The organism is Kitasatospora sp. NPDC048298, from assembly GCF_043201465.1.
Taxonomy (GTDB): domain Bacteria; phylum Actinomycetota; class Actinomycetes; order Streptomycetales; family Streptomycetaceae; genus Kitasatospora.
Window position 1 is genome coordinate 1 of the sequence record NZ_JBICYZ010000056.1, and the last position, 15,579, is coordinate 15,579.

Annotated in this window: 15 protein-coding genes; 12 read left to right on the forward strand and 3 right to left on the reverse strand. The window is 72.0% G+C overall.

All coding sequences use genetic code 11. The features are described from left to right. Nucleotides 1-191 precede the first annotated feature (191 nt). Together ACGF0D_RS31965 and ACGF0D_RS31970 are read right to left on the reverse strand one after the other, a co-directional pair. Nucleotides 192-1,517, reverse strand: a complete 1,326-nt coding sequence (locus ACGF0D_RS31965) for a radical SAM protein (RefSeq protein ID WP_392922142.1) — start codon at nt 1,515-1,517, stop codon at nt 192-194. Between the two features lie 176 nt (nt 1,518-1,693). After that, nucleotides 1,694-3,886, reverse strand: a complete 2,193-nt coding sequence (locus ACGF0D_RS31970) for a germacradienol/geosmin synthase (RefSeq protein WP_392922145.1) — start codon at nt 3,884-3,886, stop codon at nt 1,694-1,696. Nucleotides 3,887-4,403: 517 nt separating this feature from the next. Here ACGF0D_RS31970 and ACGF0D_RS31975 point away from each other — a divergent pair. After that, nucleotides 4,404-5,747 (forward strand): family 2 encapsulin nanocompartment cargo protein terpene cyclase, encoded by a 1,344-nt coding sequence (locus tag ACGF0D_RS31975; protein WP_392922148.1) that lies wholly within the window; start codon nt 4,404-4,406, stop codon nt 5,745-5,747. Nucleotides 5,748-5,849: 102 nt separating this feature from the next. After that, nucleotides 5,850-6,728 carry a geranyl diphosphate 2-C-methyltransferase gene (locus ACGF0D_RS31980; RefSeq protein ID WP_392877311.1) on the forward strand — a complete coding sequence of 293 codons (879 nt, stop codon included), beginning with the start codon at nt 5,850-5,852 and terminating at the stop codon, nt 6,726-6,728. Between the two features lie 118 nt (nt 6,729-6,846). Here the strand turns inward: ACGF0D_RS31980 and ACGF0D_RS31985 are convergent, their stop codons facing one another. After that, complete coding sequence (locus tag ACGF0D_RS31985; RefSeq protein WP_392922151.1) at nt 6,847-7,491, reverse strand: dihydrofolate reductase family protein; 645 nt, start codon at nt 7,489-7,491, stop codon at nt 6,847-6,849. Nucleotides 7,492-7,783: 292 nt separating this feature from the next. On the opposite strand from ACGF0D_RS31985, the gene ACGF0D_RS31990 reads away from it, so the two are divergent. From ACGF0D_RS31990 to ACGF0D_RS32035, 10 genes are all read left to right on the forward strand, one after another. After that, complete coding sequence (locus tag ACGF0D_RS31990) at nt 7,784-8,854, forward strand: phosphatidylinositol-specific phospholipase C domain-containing protein (protein WP_392877307.1); 1,071 nt, start codon at nt 7,784-7,786, stop codon at nt 8,852-8,854. A 133-nt stretch (nt 8,855-8,987) separates the two neighbouring features. Further along, nucleotides 8,988-9,380, forward strand: a complete 393-nt coding sequence (locus tag ACGF0D_RS31995) for a ribonuclease domain-containing protein (protein WP_392877306.1) — start codon at nt 8,988-8,990, stop codon at nt 9,378-9,380. A gap of 130 nt (nt 9,381-9,510) precedes the next feature. Beyond that, a complete protein-coding gene (locus tag ACGF0D_RS32000) occupies nt 9,511-9,861 on the forward strand; it encodes a 5-carboxymethyl-2-hydroxymuconate Delta-isomerase (RefSeq protein WP_392922153.1) in 351 nt (116 codons plus the stop codon). Between the two features lie 89 nt (nt 9,862-9,950). After that, on the forward strand, nt 9,951-10,475 hold the full coding sequence (locus ACGF0D_RS32005) for a hypothetical protein (RefSeq protein WP_392877302.1): 525 nt from the start codon (nt 9,951-9,953) through the stop codon (nt 10,473-10,475). A gap of 73 nt (nt 10,476-10,548) precedes the next feature. After that, nucleotides 10,549-11,070, forward strand: coding sequence for a hypothetical protein (locus tag ACGF0D_RS32010; protein WP_392922155.1), 522 nt, complete (start codon nt 10,549-10,551; stop codon nt 11,068-11,070). Then, nucleotides 11,070-12,221, forward strand: a complete 1,152-nt coding sequence (locus ACGF0D_RS32015) for an MAB_1171c family putative transporter (protein ID WP_392922158.1) — start codon at nt 11,070-11,072, stop codon at nt 12,219-12,221. Before ACGF0D_RS32010 ends, ACGF0D_RS32015 begins: the two co-directional genes overlap by 1 nt. 330 nt (nt 12,222-12,551) lie before the next feature. Next, entirely contained in the window at nt 12,552-12,806 is a 255-nt protein-coding gene (locus ACGF0D_RS32020) for a hypothetical protein (protein ID WP_392922161.1), read from the forward strand. Next, nucleotides 12,797-13,090, forward strand: a complete 294-nt coding sequence (locus ACGF0D_RS32025; protein WP_392922164.1) for a hypothetical protein — start codon at nt 12,797-12,799, stop codon at nt 13,088-13,090. Before ACGF0D_RS32020 ends, ACGF0D_RS32025 begins: the two co-directional genes overlap by 10 nt. 122 nt (nt 13,091-13,212) lie before the next feature. Next, the gene (locus tag ACGF0D_RS32030) at nt 13,213-14,139 is read left to right on the forward strand and encodes a hypothetical protein (protein ID WP_392922167.1); all 927 of its coding nucleotides are present in this window, start codon (nt 13,213-13,215) and stop codon (nt 14,137-14,139) included. Nucleotides 14,140-14,192: 53 nt separating this feature from the next. Next, the gene (locus ACGF0D_RS32035) at nt 14,193-15,563 is read left to right on the forward strand and encodes an FG-GAP repeat domain-containing protein (RefSeq protein ID WP_392922170.1); all 1,371 of its coding nucleotides are present in this window, start codon (nt 14,193-14,195) and stop codon (nt 15,561-15,563) included. Nucleotides 15,564-15,579 lie beyond the last annotated feature (16 nt).

The window sequence follows — 15,579 nt, forward strand, 5'->3', positions numbered from 1 at the left end:
CGGGGCGGGGGGCCCGCGCGGGGGGGGGGGGGCCCCCCGCGGGGCGGGGGGGGGGGGGGGGGGGGGGGGGGCGGGGCGGGCCCCCCCCCCCCCCCCCCCCCCCCCCCCCCCCCCCCGCGGGCCGCCCCCCCCGCCCCCCCCCGGCGGGGGGCCCCCCCCCCCCCCCCCCCCCCCCGCCACCGGGTCGTACCTCAGCCGGTCAGCGAGTCCATGAAGGAGCTCACCGAGAACACCGCCTTGCCCGGGCCGGCCGGGCCGTAGCCGGGCGGGGAGGAGAGTCCGAACTCCTCCAGGGTCGCCCGGTAGGTCTGCAGCAGCCGGATGTGGTACTCCAGCGGCGCGCCCTGCGGGTTGGCCTTGCCGAGTGGGGTGGTGGGCTCGGGGCACCAGGTGGTGAAGCGCGGCACCACGCCGTGGGACATGAAGTAGCGCAGGCCCTCCTCGGTGGAGGCGATCGCCTCGTCCACCGTGGTGAAGCCGAACGGCTCGGCCATCTCCACGCCCGCGACGAAGTTGGGGATCACGTTCTCCGGGCCGAACACCTCGGTGGAGTCGAGGATCCTGCGGTGCCACTCGTCCCGGCCGACGTAGCGCTCCTTGCCCGGGCAGTAGAGCTCGAACAGCCGCTTGTCCCACACCTCGAAGTTGGGGTGGTAGATCCGCACGCCGTAGTCGTGGAAGCGCTGGACGTCCTCGCGCGGCAGCGCCTGGGCCACCACCTTGCCGATCCAGCGGCCGGGGAAGCGCTCCTCGATGGCCTTGGCGTACTGCCCGTAGAAGTCGGCCTCGTCCCGGCCGCCGACGTGCGAGGTGATCGCCCCGCCGGTGAGGGTGTACGCCTGGGAGGCGCGGGTGGTGTCGTGCTGGTCGATCAGCGCCAGCGCCTCCAGCACCTCCTCGACCGGCTTGACCCCGGTGTACGGGCGGCCGGCGGCCTTGTGCTGGCGCCAGTTGTGGTTGATGTCGCAGTACTGGCACTCCTCCTTGGCGCCGAAGTACTGGCAGACCCGGAACACCGTGAGGTAGATCAGGTAGCCCCACTGGATGGTCGGGGCGACCTCCATCACCGACTTCCCGTTGGCCAGGGTGTGCCGGTAGTAGTCCGGCATCGGCGGCAGGCCGACGTCGGCGATCCGGGCGCCGTCCAGGTACAGGCCGAGCGTGCCGTCGTCCCCGGCGCCGACCCGGTACGGCGAGTCCGGGTTCACCCGCACCGAGACCACCGTGCGGCGCAGCCCGTACGGCCCGCCGGTCAGCACGACCTCCTCCGGCGGCCGGTTGAGCGCGGCGGCGCCCAGCTCGGGCAGGGTGCGGTGGTCGAAGGAGAAGATGAAGTACGACTTCGGCTTGACCTCGCCGCCCCCGTCGGCGCCCGCGCTGCCACTGAGCGCGGACTCGTCGAAGGCCATGCCGCCGCGCAGCAGGTCCTCCTTGATCACCGCCTCCCGGGGCACGTCGGGATAGCGCTCCATGAGCGCCTCGACGAGTGCGGTGCGACTGCGGGCCTGGCTCTCCATGCGCTGGTCTTCCTTCCTGGCCCCGTGCTCACGGCGCCGAGCCCATTCTGGTCCCCCGCACCGGAGCGGTCGTGCACCGGGCCCGGAGATGACCGACCGGTCCGTGCCGCGGGCCGAGGCGGGGCAGCGCCTCGGCCCGCGATCTCAGGGCGTACGGGACTCCCGGGGCGCCGGTGTCAGGCGTTCATGCCGAGCCGGGCGGCGGCGGTGCCGAGCCCGGTGGGGGCCGCACGCAGTAAGGCGGGAAGTGTGGTCTGCGTGCGGAATTCCGTGTAGCGGCCCGTCCGCAGGTGCCACTCGAGCCACCCGGCGATCCACTCCTGCCATGCCCGGACGTGCCCTGCGACCGCTGCCCGGTCCTCGGGCGACAGTTCCAGCTCGTCGGCCAGAGCCGGCAGCTCCGTCTCGCAGATGTGCTCGAACTCGTGCAGGCGTGAGGTGAGGAGATCGTTCACCACGCCCACGGCCCGGGGCAGCCCGCAGTCTGCGAAGCGGCGGAGGGCGAGCAGGCCGTTGTGCACCTCGTCCTCGAACTCGACGTCAATCTGATAGGAGACCACGTCGTTGGACCAGCCGACCCAGTCGCCGACCGCGGCCTGCAGCCTTTGCATTGGGCGGCTGTGCAGGACGGAGTCAGGGACGGTCGCCCGCGCCGTGTAGTTGATCATCTCCGGATAGAGGCCCGCCCCGACCGTCACGCGCCGCATTTCGACGTAGTCCACAAGTTCGGGGATGCGGTTCTGTACCCGGTTGGCCACTTCCCACAGCCCTGCTTTGATGCAGTTCCTCACCAGTCCGGAGAACTTCAGCCGGAGTCGGTCCGGGAGAGCCGGCGCGGTGCGGGACCACACATCCGCCAGGCCTCGCTCCGACGGGTTCGACGGCACCGGCATGGTGCGGGTGTCGACCGGAAGGAACTGCACGAGTCGTTCGGTGTAGACACGTGCGCCGGCGAAGTCGCACCGTCGCTTGAAGACCTCCAGGATGTAGTCGTCGTGGACGATGCCCCACGTGTACCAGTCGTTGAGGAGGTTCAGCTCCGAGGCAGTGGCGTCCGGGTGCGTGAGTGCTGTGAACAGCGCGAGGTCCGTCGACTCGAAGCTTGCCTCGTTCCAGATCCCGAGGCCCGGTTCGTCCAGCCCGCCGATGTAGCGCATCCAGGCCTTGGCGTGCGCTCGGGTCGCCTCCAGGTTGCCGTTCAGCCGGGTTCGGAACGGCATGTAGAACTCCGGCAGTTCGAGCTGCTCGCGGGGCTGACGCGGGGCGTTGAGGTAGCTGCGGGCCCGCAGGCCGAGCGGCGCCGGGGCGAGGCCGAGCCGGGCGGCCGCGGTGCCGATGCCGGTCGGGGCGAGGAAGGACGGCGCGGGCGAGGACGCCTCGTGGTCCGCCGGTAGGTAGCGGCCGCCGGGGCGCAGGGCCCACTCCAGGTTGCCCGCCATCCAGTCCTTGAGGCCCTGGACGTACCGCAGCACGTCGGCCCGCTCGGCGGGGGTCAGCAGCTGCTCCTCGAAGGCGATCGGCAGTTCGGTCGCAGCGGAGTGCTCGAACTGCTGGAGCCGGTCGGTGACCAGGTCGTCGACGACCTCCACGGCGCGCTCGGTCGTGCAGCCCAGGAAGTGTTCCACGACCGTCACACCGTTGTTCACCTTCCCCTCGGCGAGGTCGATCTCATAGGAGATGATGTCGTTCTGCAGCCCCTGGGAGTCGGCGAACACCGCGTTGAGCAGCTTCAGCGGACGCTCGTCGAGCAGCCGCGGCGGAAGCTCCAACCCCAGGGCATGCTCCAGCAGTTGGGCGGACCAAGGCATCCCTCCGACGGAACGGCGGACCTCCAGGTACTCGATCGGGTCGAGGACGCGATCGCCGCCGCGGGCGAGGTTGAACAGCTCGCGCAGCGCCTCCTCGGCCATGTCCTGGACCACCGTGACGTAACGGCGCAGCCAGGGCTCGGACTTGCCCGGTGCGGTGCGGGCCCAGAGGTCGGCCAGCCCGCGTTCCAGCGGGTTCTCCGGGGCGAGGGCGGAGGTGGTGCCGTCGGTCGGCATGAAGTCGAGCAGGCGGAAGAGGTACTCCTTGGCGGAGCCGAGCTGTTCGGCCTCGGTGTACGCCTGGGGGAAGTAGTCGTCGACGTACCAGCCCCAGACGTACCAGTCGCTCATCAGGCAGAGTTCGTCGGGTGAGGCGTCGGGGTGGGTCCACGCGGCGAAGAGGGCGAAGTCCATCGCGGTGAACCGCTCCTCGTCCCAGACGGGTTCGAGCATGCCCGTCTCGCGGACCCAGAGCAGGCTGTGCGCCCGGGCGGTCTCCAGATGGGGGTTGAGGCGGGCGGGCCACGGCATATAGAAGTCCGGCATCGAAATCGCTGCCACTGCGCGTTCCTTCCAGGAAGTGCGGAAGTGCGGAGGTGTGAAGGGGTGGACGCGCAGCCCGTGCGGATGCGCGACCATCACATGGAAGGCGCCGCCGGTCATTGAATTTCGCATTCGAACAGCCCCCGCCATGACGGGCACAACGCCGAAGGCCGGAGCGGGACACGGCTGGGTTTCACCGGGTTGACGCGGGCGGCGGCGGGGTCGGGTGGCCGGGTCGGGTCAGGGGCGCCAAGGCCTGGGGCGGGGCGATGCACGGCTGCGGCACATTCAAACGCAGTCAGCATGAACGTTCACCCTATCGGGTGAGGAAGATCGTCCGTTGCGATGCGGAACGCGCCTTCGCGCCTACGGTGGGGAACCGAGCGAGACGGGGGGCCGGAAACCGGTTTCCCCGTCGCGACGGGCGAGCTGACGTCCCGTCATATTGTGCGACCCCTTCCAGAGGAGGCTCCATGCCCCTGCGTGCCAGAACGGACACAGCATCCGGGCCCGTCACCGTTCCGGCGGTGGGCCCATGAGCTCGCCGGCGATCGAACGGATCCTGGGCGGGCCCAGCGGACTGGGCACCTCCGGGCTGCGGTTCGGGTCGCAGATCCCGGCCCCCGAGGCCCCGGTGGTCGAACCTCCGGCCGCCGGGGTTCCCGAGTCCGAGGTCTCGGCTGCGGAGACCTCGGCTCCCGGCACCGCGGCGGAGCCCGCCGCCGCGACGCCCGACATCGCGGTGCCCGAGGTCTCGCTGCCCGAGACCCCCGGGTTCCAGGTGCCGTCCGGTCACGTCCTGCCCGTCCCGTCCGCGCTGACCGCGACGCCGCGTCCGGCCGCGGCGGGTCCGACCGTCCACGGCCCGGCAGCCGCGGCCACGAGTGGCAAGCCGAAGAGCGGCGACCCGATCCCCGGCCTGTACCACCACCCGATCGCCGAGCCCGACCCGGTGCGGGTGGAGGCGCTCAGCGCGGAGATCAAGGTCTGGGCGATGGAGGAGGTCGAGCTCTACCCGCCGGAGTGGGACAAGGACTTCGACGGCTTCTCCACCGGGCGCTACATGGTGGCCTGCCACCCGGACGCGCCGAGCGTCGACCACCTGATGCTCGCGGCCCGCCTGATGGTGGCCGAGAACGCGGTGGACGACTGCTACTGCGAGGACCTCGGCGGTTCGCCGATCGGCCTGGGCAGCCGCCTGCTGCTCGCGCACACCGCGCTGGACCCGCTGCACACCACGACGGAGTACCACCCGGACTGGGAGGCCTCGCTCTCCTCGGACGCGCCCCGGCGCGCCTACCACTCCGCGATGGAGTACTTCACCCGGGCCGCCACGCCCTCCCAGTCGGACCGGTTCCGGCACGACATGGCGCGGCTGCACCTCGGGTACCTGGCCGAGGCCTCCTGGGACCAGGCGGACCACGTCCCGGAGGTGTGGGAGTACCTGGCCATGCGCCAGTTCAACAACTTCCGCCCCTGCCCGACGATCACCGACACCGTCGGCGGCTACGAGCTGCCGGTCGAGCTGCACGCGCTGCCCGCGATGCAGCGGGTGATCGCACTGGCGGGCAACGCCACCACCATCGTCAACGACCTGTACTCGTACACGAAGGAGCTCGCCAGCCCCGGACTGCACCTCAACCTGCCGGTGGTGATCTCCGAGCGTGAGGGCGTCTCCCGCAAGGAGGGCTACCTGAAGGCGGTCGAGGTCCACAACGAGCTGATGCTGGCCTTCGAGGCCGAGGCGGCGGCCCTGGCCGTGTCCTGCCCCGTGCCCACGCTCGTACGGTTCCTGCGCGGCGTGGCCGCGTGGCTCGACGGCAACCACTACTGGCACCAGACCAACACCTACCGCTACACGCTGCCGGACTTCTGGTGACACCACCCCTTCCGGTGGGCCCTACCCCCACCGGCGGCGCGACTGCCTTGACGACCGATCCCTTGACGACCGATCCCCTGACCATCCGCTAGGAGCTGACCCATGTCCGTGACCGACGACATCACCACCCCCGGCAACGCCATCCCCGGCCCGGCGACTCCGTACCAGGGCGACATCGCACGCTACTGGGACCACGAGGCCCGTCCGGTCAACCTCCGCCTGGGTGACGTCGACGGCCTCTACCACCACCACTACGGCATCGGTGCGATCGACCAGGCCGCGATCGGCGACCCGGCCGACAGCGAGCGCGAGAAGAAGGTGATCGCCGAGCTGCACCGCCTGGAGTCCGCCCAGGCCGACGTGCTGCTGAGCCACCTGGGCGACATCCGCGCCGACCACACCCTGGTCGACGCCGGTTGCGGCCGTGGCGGTTCGATGGTGATGGCGCACCAGCGCTTCGGCTGCCGGGTCGAGGGCCTGACCCTCTCCGCCCAGCAGGCCGACTTCGGCAACAAGCGCGCCGCCGAGCTGGGCATCGGCGGGTTCGTCCGCTCCCGGGTCGCCAACATGCTGAACATGCCGATCGAGACCGGCTCGGTCGCGGGCTCCTGGAACAACGAGTCCAGCATGTACGTCGACCTGCACGACCTGTTCGCCGAGCACTCCCGGGTGCTGAGCGTCGGCGGCCGGTACGTCACCATCACCGGCTGCTGGAACCCGCGTTACGGCCAGCCGTCGAAGTGGGTCTCGCAGATCAACGCCCACTTCGAGTGCAACATCCACTCCCGCCGCGAGTACCTGCGGGCGATGGCCGACAACCGCCTGGTGCCGCAGGCCGTCATCGACCTGACCCCGGACACCCTGCCCTACTGGGAGCTGCGGAACACCACCTCGCTGGTGACCGGCATCGAGGAGGCGTTCATCGAGTCCTACAAGGACGGCTCCTTCCAGTACGTGCTGATCGCGGCCGACCGGGTCTGACCCGGTAGCGCCGCTGCGGGCGCCGTGATCCGGAGGCTGTGATCCGGTAGCGACGCACCACGACGGCGGCCTCCCCGTACCCGCGGGGAGGCCGCCGCCGTCGTTTCGTGTCCGGGCCCTATGGCCGGGTGAAGGTCAGGTGGGTGACGCCGCTCGGACTCGCCACCGCCTCGGTGTGGAAGCGCCGCTCCAGCCCCTCGAGTTCGGTCCACAGCGGCTCGCCCCGGCCGAGCAGCACCGGCACCACGACCACGTGCAGGTGGTCGACCAGATCGGCCTCCAGGAAGGCCCGGACGGTGCTCGGGCCGCCGCCGATCCGCACGTCCAGGCCGCCGGCCGCCTCCCGGGCCCGGCGCAGCGCCTCCTCGGGTGAGGCGTCGACGAAGTGGAAGACCGTCCCGCCCTCCATCTCCAGCGAGGGGCGCGGGTGGTGGGTGAGCACGAAGACCGGGGTGTGGAACGGCGGGTTCGGCCCCCACCAGCCCCGCCAGTCCTCGTCCTGCCAGGGGCCGCGCTGCGGGCCGAACTTGTTGCGTCCCATGATCTCCGCGCCGATGCCGTCGCCCCAGGTGCGGGCCAGCGCGTCGTCCACGCCGGTGTCGCCGCCCTCCTTGCCCTGCATCCGCCGGAACGCCCGGGTGTGGAAGAACCAGGTGTGCAGCCGGTCGGCGGCGTGGCCGAACGGCGCGTCGAGGCTCTGCCCCTCACCCGTGCCGTAACCGTCCAGGGAGATCGAGAAGTTGTGGACCCGGACCAAGGACATCGCTTCCTCCGCAGCTGGTGCCGGGGTTCGGGCCGGCCGCCCGCACCCCGCTCGCGGGACACGCTAACCAGGTGTCGCGGACTGATGACGGTCCGTCACCGTCCCGTGGGCGTGGCGGGTGCGACGGGTGGGGAGCGCGTGGAGGAAGGGGAGGGGTGCGGGGGAGAAGCTGTGCAGCCGTCACGTTATTGTCGTGCCTTCTTCATCCGGAGCACGCCCCGGCGGGCGATGCTTCGTCAGGCTGCCCGGGAGCAGGGCGGCCGGCATCCCACGACTTGGGGGGACCGTTCCGATGACCGTACGCCGCACCCTGACCGGATTCCTGGCCGCCGGCCTGCTCGCCGCCGCGGCGGCGCTGATCCCGACCGCCCCGGCGGACGCCACCACGGCCGGGTCGGGCGACCTGCCGTTCGGCTCCGCGACCACCGTCGGCATCCACAACACCTACGACCCGGCCGCCTTCCCGTACCTGGCCCAGGGCCTGGACACCGGCACCGGGATGATCGAGCTGGACCTGTGGCCGAACATCATCACCAAGCAGTGGCAGGTCAGCCACTCCAACCCGTTCGGCAACTCCAACAACTGCACCGCCGCCGGCACCCCCGGGCAGCTCTACACGGGCGGCACCGACCAGAACCTGGAGAGCTGCCTGGACGACGTCCGGGTCTGGCTCGCCGCGCACCCGGGCGCCGGGCCGCTGGTGATCAAGCTGGAGCTGAAGCCCGGCTACTCGGCCAACCTCGGGATGGGCCCGGACCAGCTGGACGCGCTGATCGCCCAGCACCTCGGTTCCGCCGTGCTGCGCCCGGCCGATCTGCTGGCCAAGCCCGGTGGCGGCTCGTACCCGAACGTCGACGAGGCGGTGCGGGCCGGCAACTGGCCGAGCCGCTCGGCGCTGGCCGGGAAGGTGCTGCTGTACGCGATCCCGGGCACGGTCGAGCTGGGCAACCCCTTCGACACCCTGCACACCGACGTCGAGCAGGGCCGGCACCTGCGGGACCTCGCGGCGGCCGGCCGGATCGGCCAGGCCCAGGTGTTCCCGTCCGTGCTCGGCGCCGCCACCGGCGACCCGCGCGGCCAGTACACCGGTGGCGACGCGTCGATCCGGCCCTGGTTCGTGGTCTTCGACGGTGACGCCTCGACCTACGTCAGGACCATCGACACGGCCTGGTACGACAACGCCCACTACCTGCTGGTGATGACGGACTCCCACCTGGTCGCCCCGGAGATCAGTGCCACCGACCCGACCGCCGACCAGGCGCGGGCCCGCACCGAGCAGCTGGCGAAGGCGCACGCGAGTATCGTCTCCAGCGACTGGCGCAGGCTCCCGTCGGTGCAGTCCCTGGTGCTGTCGCGCGGCTGAGGCCGGCGCGGCGGCCGGGCCGGGGCTCGGCGGCTGACCGCGTCAGGACACCGGAGGGTACGCCGAGTTGACCGGAGATGAAGAATCGGAACGGGGCTTCCGATGGCCCGGGACGGCCGCCATCCTGATTGTCATGACCCGAACTCTACGCGCGTGGAAGACCCGCGTCGCCGCCACCGCCGCCGTCGCCCTGGTCACCCTCGCGCCGATCGCCGTCGCCACCGAGGCGCACGCCGCGGTGAGCGGCTCGGTGTGCCTCTCCGCGCTGCCCTCGCAGGCCCACACCACCCTCGACCTGATCGCCTCCGGCGGTCCCTTCCCGTACAGCCAGGACGGCGTCGTCTTCCAGAACCGGGAGCGCGTGCTGCCCGCGCAGACGTCCGGCTACTACCACGAGTACACCGTGGTCACCCCGGGCTCCCCGACCCGCGGCGCCCGCCGCATCGTCACCGGCAAGCAGTACCACGAGGACTACTACACCGCCGACCACTACGTGACCTTCCGCAAGGTGAACTTCGGCTGCTGACCCGGCCACTGTTCCACCTGTCACACCCCTCCTGGGCCCCGGCGCGGCACCCCGCGCCGGGGCCCAGGGCGCGTCCGATAGCGTCGTCGGCGTCGGGCGAGGTGTCCGGCGACGACTCCTGGAGGTTCCCGTGCCGCAGATCCTGGTCGACCACTCGGCCGAACTCGACTTCGACCGGGCGGCGTTGGCCGCCGAGGTCCACCAGGCGATCACCGAGGTGATCGACACCACGGTGGCGGACTGCAAGACCCTCTTCCGCCCCGCCGGCGGGCACCACGTCGGCGACGGCACGAGCGGCGAGGCCGCGGTGCTGGTCGAGGTGAAGATCCTGGCCGGCCGCAGCACCGCACAGCGCGCCGAACTGACCGCCCGGGTGCTCGCCGCCCTGCGCGCCCGGATCGACCGGCCCGCCGCCATCGGCGTCCAGGTCACCGAACTCGACCGGGACACCTACCGGTTCCTCCACCACCCCGGGAACTGAGGGCCCCGGGATCCGAGAGCTCCAGGACCGAGCCCGCTACCACCCGGCGGGTGCCGACGGTATCGTGGCCGGTTCGAGGAGAGGGACAGATGGTGAGGGCTGCAGCAACGGGCGGGCCGGAGGACCCGGTCGACCGCGCCTCGGCGATCGCCAGCCGACTGGAGCGGTTGATGGCCCGGGAGGCGGCCAGATCGGGCGGGCGCCCCCCGGCGTACCGGGAGATCGCCGACCGGATCAACCGCATGGCGGGCCGGGACGTCATCTCGCGCGACACCGTCCGCAACCTGCACCTCGGCCTGAACCAGAAGGGCCAGGCCTCCAACCCCACCGTGGACACGCTGGACTGGCTGGGCCGGGGCTTCGGCATCAGCGCGGGCGCCGGCTACTTCCTGGACGACGCCAAGGCCTCCGTGGTCGACGAGCAGCTCGACCAGCTGGAGCGGATCGGCGAACTGCGGCGGGCCCTCGGCAACGACGGCGTGGTCAGCCTGGTCCAGCGCGCCTCCGCGCTCTCGGACGGCAGCCTGAGGGTGCTGCTCGCCCTGGCCGACAACCTCCGGCAGGTCGAAGAGCGCGCCGCGGGAGCGGAGCCGGACCCGAACGCCGGGGACTGAGCAGGACCACATGTCCATCCGTCCGGTCCCTGCGTCCGGTCCGTCTCCTCCACGACTAGGAACACCCTGCCCCATGGCGTTTCCCCGCGGCCTGCGCCGTCGCTGCGAGCAGCGGCTCTCCGCGCTGAGCCTGCCCGACCCGTTCACCGTCGAGGGCTTCCGCGCGCTGCTGGAACAGGAGCGGGGGCGGCCCATCGTCCTGGAACCGCTGCCCGCGCTCGGCCCCGACCTGCCCTGCGGGCTGTGGATCGCGCTGCCCAGCGTGGACGTCGTCTACTACGAGCCGCGCACCAGCCCGGCCCACCGGGACCTGATCAAGCTGCACGAGCTCGGCCACGTCCTGTGCGGCCACACCGGTACGTTCGAACTCTCCCGGCTGTCCGTCCTGCTGCCCGATCTGACGCCCGAGCTGATCGCCGGGCTGCTCGGCGCGGGCCGGACCGGCTACCACACCGCCGAGGAGCAGGAGGCGGAGATGATCGCCCTGCTGCTGGCCGACCTGGTCGGCACGGACGACGGCCCGAGCGCGGTCTCCGGCCGGCTGGCCGCGAGCCTGCTGCACCCCGTACGCCCGCCCCGTTGGAGGAAGGCCTGATGCGCCCCCTGTTCACCTGGCTGATGCCCGCACTGGCCTGGGCGGTCGTGCTCTGGCGGACGCCCACGGCCTTCGCCACCCGGGCCAACCGGGCGCTCTGGGGCGGCTTCGTCTCGATCGCGCTGGGCGTCAGCGTCAGGCCGGAGGCCGTGGAGAGCGGGCTGGCGCAACTCACCCAGGTCCGGGACGTGACGCTGCTGCTCAAGCACCTCGCCGGGGTCGGGGCCGCCTACTTCCTGCTGGAGTACGTCCAGGCCGTCCGCCGGCGTCCGGAAGGACGGGGCGCCGCCCGGGGACGGCTGCTGTTCACCTGCGCCGCCGCCCTCGCCCTCACCCTGCTGTTCTTCCTCGTCCTCCCGCACGACTACGACGGCGCCTTCGGCATCGACGCCCACTACGGGGACCCGGGGGTGGCGGCGTACCTGGGGGTGTACAACCTCGTCTTCGCGGTGGCCACCGCGCGGGGCGCGGCGCTCTTCTGGGCCAACCGCGCGAGCGTCCCACGCGGGGCGGTGCGGCTCGGGGTCACCCTCCTGGCGGCGGCGAGCGCCACCGGCCTGTCCTACACGCTCTACCGGGTGTACTTCGTGCTGAGCAGCGGGGACGCGACCGAGCTGGACGCGGACGGGAAGCCGGTGCCGCTCACCGACACGGTCTGCGAGATGCTGCCCGCCCTGATGATCGTCCTGTTCGTGCTCGGCGTGACCGTCCCGCCCCTGGGCACCCTGGTCGGCTACGTGCGCGACCAGTACGCCCTGTGGCGGCTGTACCCGCTCTGGGCGGACGTCATCGGGGCCGTCCCGCAGGTGGTGCTCGGCACCCCGAGCAGCCGGCTCCGGGACCTGCTGACCCCGGGGGACCGCTCGGTCGACCTCGCCCACCGGGCGTTCGCCATCCGGGACGCCGTCCTGGTGCTGCGGGAGGACACGCCGACCGGTGGAGGGGCGGTGCTGCTCGACGCGAGCGAGGACCTGGCCCGGGTCGAGGCCCGCTGGCTGCGCACGGCGGTCCTGCACCGGACCCGCGACCTGCCCGCTCCGGCGCCTCCCGCCGCCCTCACCGGTGCCGCCACCGGCGGCCGCACCCCGCGTGAGGAGATCGCCTGGATGCTCACCGTCGCGGCCGCCTACCGGAACCTCGGCGACGACTGAGAACCCCGGGCGGGCGGGGCCCGACGCCCGGTCAGGAGTCGGGCCCCGGCGGCGCCACCGGGAGTCCCCTCCTGTGTCTCCCGGTCGACGGCCGCCGAATCGGGGTTCGATGCCCTCGGGCCGTGACGATCATAATCGCCGCCGTGATCGGTGGCACCAAGTGGCCCGACCCATAGGTGACAGCCCGTACCCGTTCCCGGGGGACGGCCGGACCAGCAGGATTGTGGTCAGCGGGGAGAACGGACGGGACGCCAACTCCCGGACGGACCCCGCAGACCGCAAGGGCCCGCATTCGGCCCGCTCCACCGATTCCTGTCCTGGGGGATAACCATGTTCCGCGCCGCTCTGCTGCTGTCCGCCGGTGCCGCCGCCCTGCTGTCGCTCGCCTGCGCCCCGGCCGCCGTCGCGGACGACACCCCCGCCACGGCCGGGACCTCCGCCACGGCCGGGGCCCCGGGCACGGCCGACGGCGGCGCGTCCACGGGGGTCATCGGGTGGGACGGGCCGACGGGTGTGATCGGCTGGGACGCGCCGACGAACGTCATCGGCTGGGATGGGCCGTCGAGCGTGATCGGGTGGGACTGAACTCCGTGCGGATCGTGTTCGCCCTGCTGGAGGCCTCGAGGGGCGGGCCCCCGACCGGATCGGTCGAACCCGCCGGCCCGGTCGTCGAGGACCTGATCTGGGCTCATGCCAGGCCCTCTGAGGGGCTCGAACACCTCACCGTCCGGCTTACGGCCGAGGGGATGGAGCTCTACTTCTTCGTCCGCTCCGACTCCGAGGCGGCCGCGTTCGACACGGTGCGAACCCTGCTGGAACGGGTGCGCGAACCGCTCTCCCGGCACGGCCTCGCCCTGATTCACCAGTGATCCGCCACTGATCCAGCACTGATCCCTGCTCCGGGACCGGACCGTCGGTCCCGCATCCGACCGACCGTCACCACCCATGTTCTGACGTGCCCATGCCATTACCCGCCCAGGAGGAGCCCGCCATGGCCACCACGAAGTCGAATCTCGTCCGCGCCGCCGTCGCGCTCTGCGCCGTCACCGCAGGCGGCCTCGCCTGGGCCGGCCTCGACACCGGCACCCGAGCCTCGGCGGTGCCGCCCGCCCGGACCGAGGTCAGCGCCCCGGCCGCGTCGCCGACACCCTCGCCGCCCTCCCCGGCCGCCGAGGCCGGGGCTCCCACCGAGGCGGCGTCCGAGGTGCCGTCAGGACCGGGCAGCCCGGCGGCACCGGCCCCGCCCTCCGCGGAGGCGGCCCCGACCGTGCCGCCCGCCCCCGTGCCCGGCACGGCGGCGCCCGCCCCCAAGGGCGGGGAGCAGGCGCCGGCGGCCCTGCCCGCTCCGCTGCCGCCCGACCGACTGCCCGCCAACGCCGCCGCCTCGTGGAAGCCGATCGCGCCGCCGAACACCCAGGCCGTCACCCATGACGTCCGCCTCAACGAGTGCGCCACCGTCAAGGGCGCCACGACCTGGCAGCAGCAGGGCTACGTCAGCGCCTTCAGGACCCCCGCCATCCAGGACACCTTCAGCTACCGCGACGCCACGGCGGCCCAGCAGGCGTACGCGGACCTCCGCGCCGCGATGGACGCCTGCCGGGACACCTCCCGCGCCCTGCAGCGCGAGGCGAAGCTGCCGCAGGACGCCGAGGTCACCACCACGGCGACCACCGACGACGGCACGGCCTACGCGCGGCAGTGGACGGCGGTCGCCGGGCAGTCCGCCCCGGGCCCGCAGACCGGCCACGTCTACCTGGTCCGCCGGGACAACGTCCTGGCCGTCCTCCAGTTCGCCGTCCCCGACGGCACCCCCGGTACCAGCGGCGCGGGCGCGCCGACCGAGGCCGAGGACCGCAGCGCCCTGACCGGCCTGGCCGACCGGCTGGGCACCGCGCCGGCCGCTCCGCAGCAGCACTGACAGCACCGTCACCGGGCGTCATCGCGACGCCGACACCGAGAAGGAGAACCCTCATGTCCCGTTCCTCCCGCACCTCCCGCGCCGCAACCCGTTCGCTGGCGGCCCTCGTCGCGGCCTCCGCCTGCGCCACCGTGTTCACGGCCGCGGCGCCGGTCCAGGCGGCGTCCAGCGCCGGCGGCACCATCACCCGCAGCGAGGTCCTGGCCCGCGCCCAGAGCTGGGTGGACCAGCACGTCCCGTACAACCAGGGCGGCTGGTGGACCGACAGCAACGGGACCTACCGAGAGGACTGCTCCGGGTACATCTCGATGGCCTGGCACCTGACCAGCAGCCTGGTCACCCAGACCCTGCCCAACGTGTCCACGAAGGTCCCGTTCTCCGACCTGAAGCCGGGTGACGCGCTCGACTACACCGCCGAGCACACCTTCCTGTTCGCGGGCTGGACCAACAAGGCCAACGGCGACTTCACGTACTACGCGGAGAGCAACCGCAACGACCCCACCCACGGCCCGACCCGCGCCAACATCAACAGCAGCAGCGTCGAGGGCTGGCCCACCAGCTACTACGTCGGCCTGCGCTACAAGAACATCGTCGACGACGCGGTGCCGGAGCCGCCCAAGCTCCGCCTCGACTTCAACGGTGACGGCAAGGCCGACGTCGCCGGAAAGCTGTCGGACGGCAACCTGCTGCTGTGGACGGGCAACGGGAACGGGACGCTGAACACCGCGAGCGGCTACAGCATGTGGCCGGGCAACGGCTTCGGCCAGGTGAGCGAGATGGTGGCGGCGGACTTCAACGGTGACGGCAAGACGGACATCGCCGGGAAGCTGTCGGACGGCAACCTGTTGCTGTGGACCGGTAACGGCGACGGGACGCTGAACACCGCGAGCGGCTACAGCATGTGGCCGGACAACGGCTTCAAGGACGTCAGCAGCCTGGTCGCGGGCGACTTCAACGGTGACGGCAAGGCCGACATCGCCGGAAAGCTGTCGGACGGCAATCTGCTGCTGTGGCTGGGCAACGGCAACGGCACGCTGGACACCAAGAGCGGCTACAGCATGTGGCCCGACAACGGCTTCGGCCAGGTCGGCGAGATGGTGGCGGCGGACTTCAACGGTGACGGCAAGACGGACATCGCCGGGAAGTTGTCGGACGGCAATCTGCTGCTGTGGCTGGGCAACGGCAACGGCACGCTGGATACCAAGAGCGGCTACAGCATGTGGCCCGACAACGGCTTCAAGGCCGTCGACAACCTCGTCGCCGACGACTTCAACGGCGACGGCAAGGCCGACATCGCGGGCAAGCTGTCGGACGGCAACCTGCTGCTGTGGACGGGCAACGGCGACGGGACGCTGAACACCGCGAGCGGCTACAGCATGTGGCCGGACAACGGCTTCAAGGCCGTCGACCCCCTCATCGGCTGACGCGGCGCTGCGAACC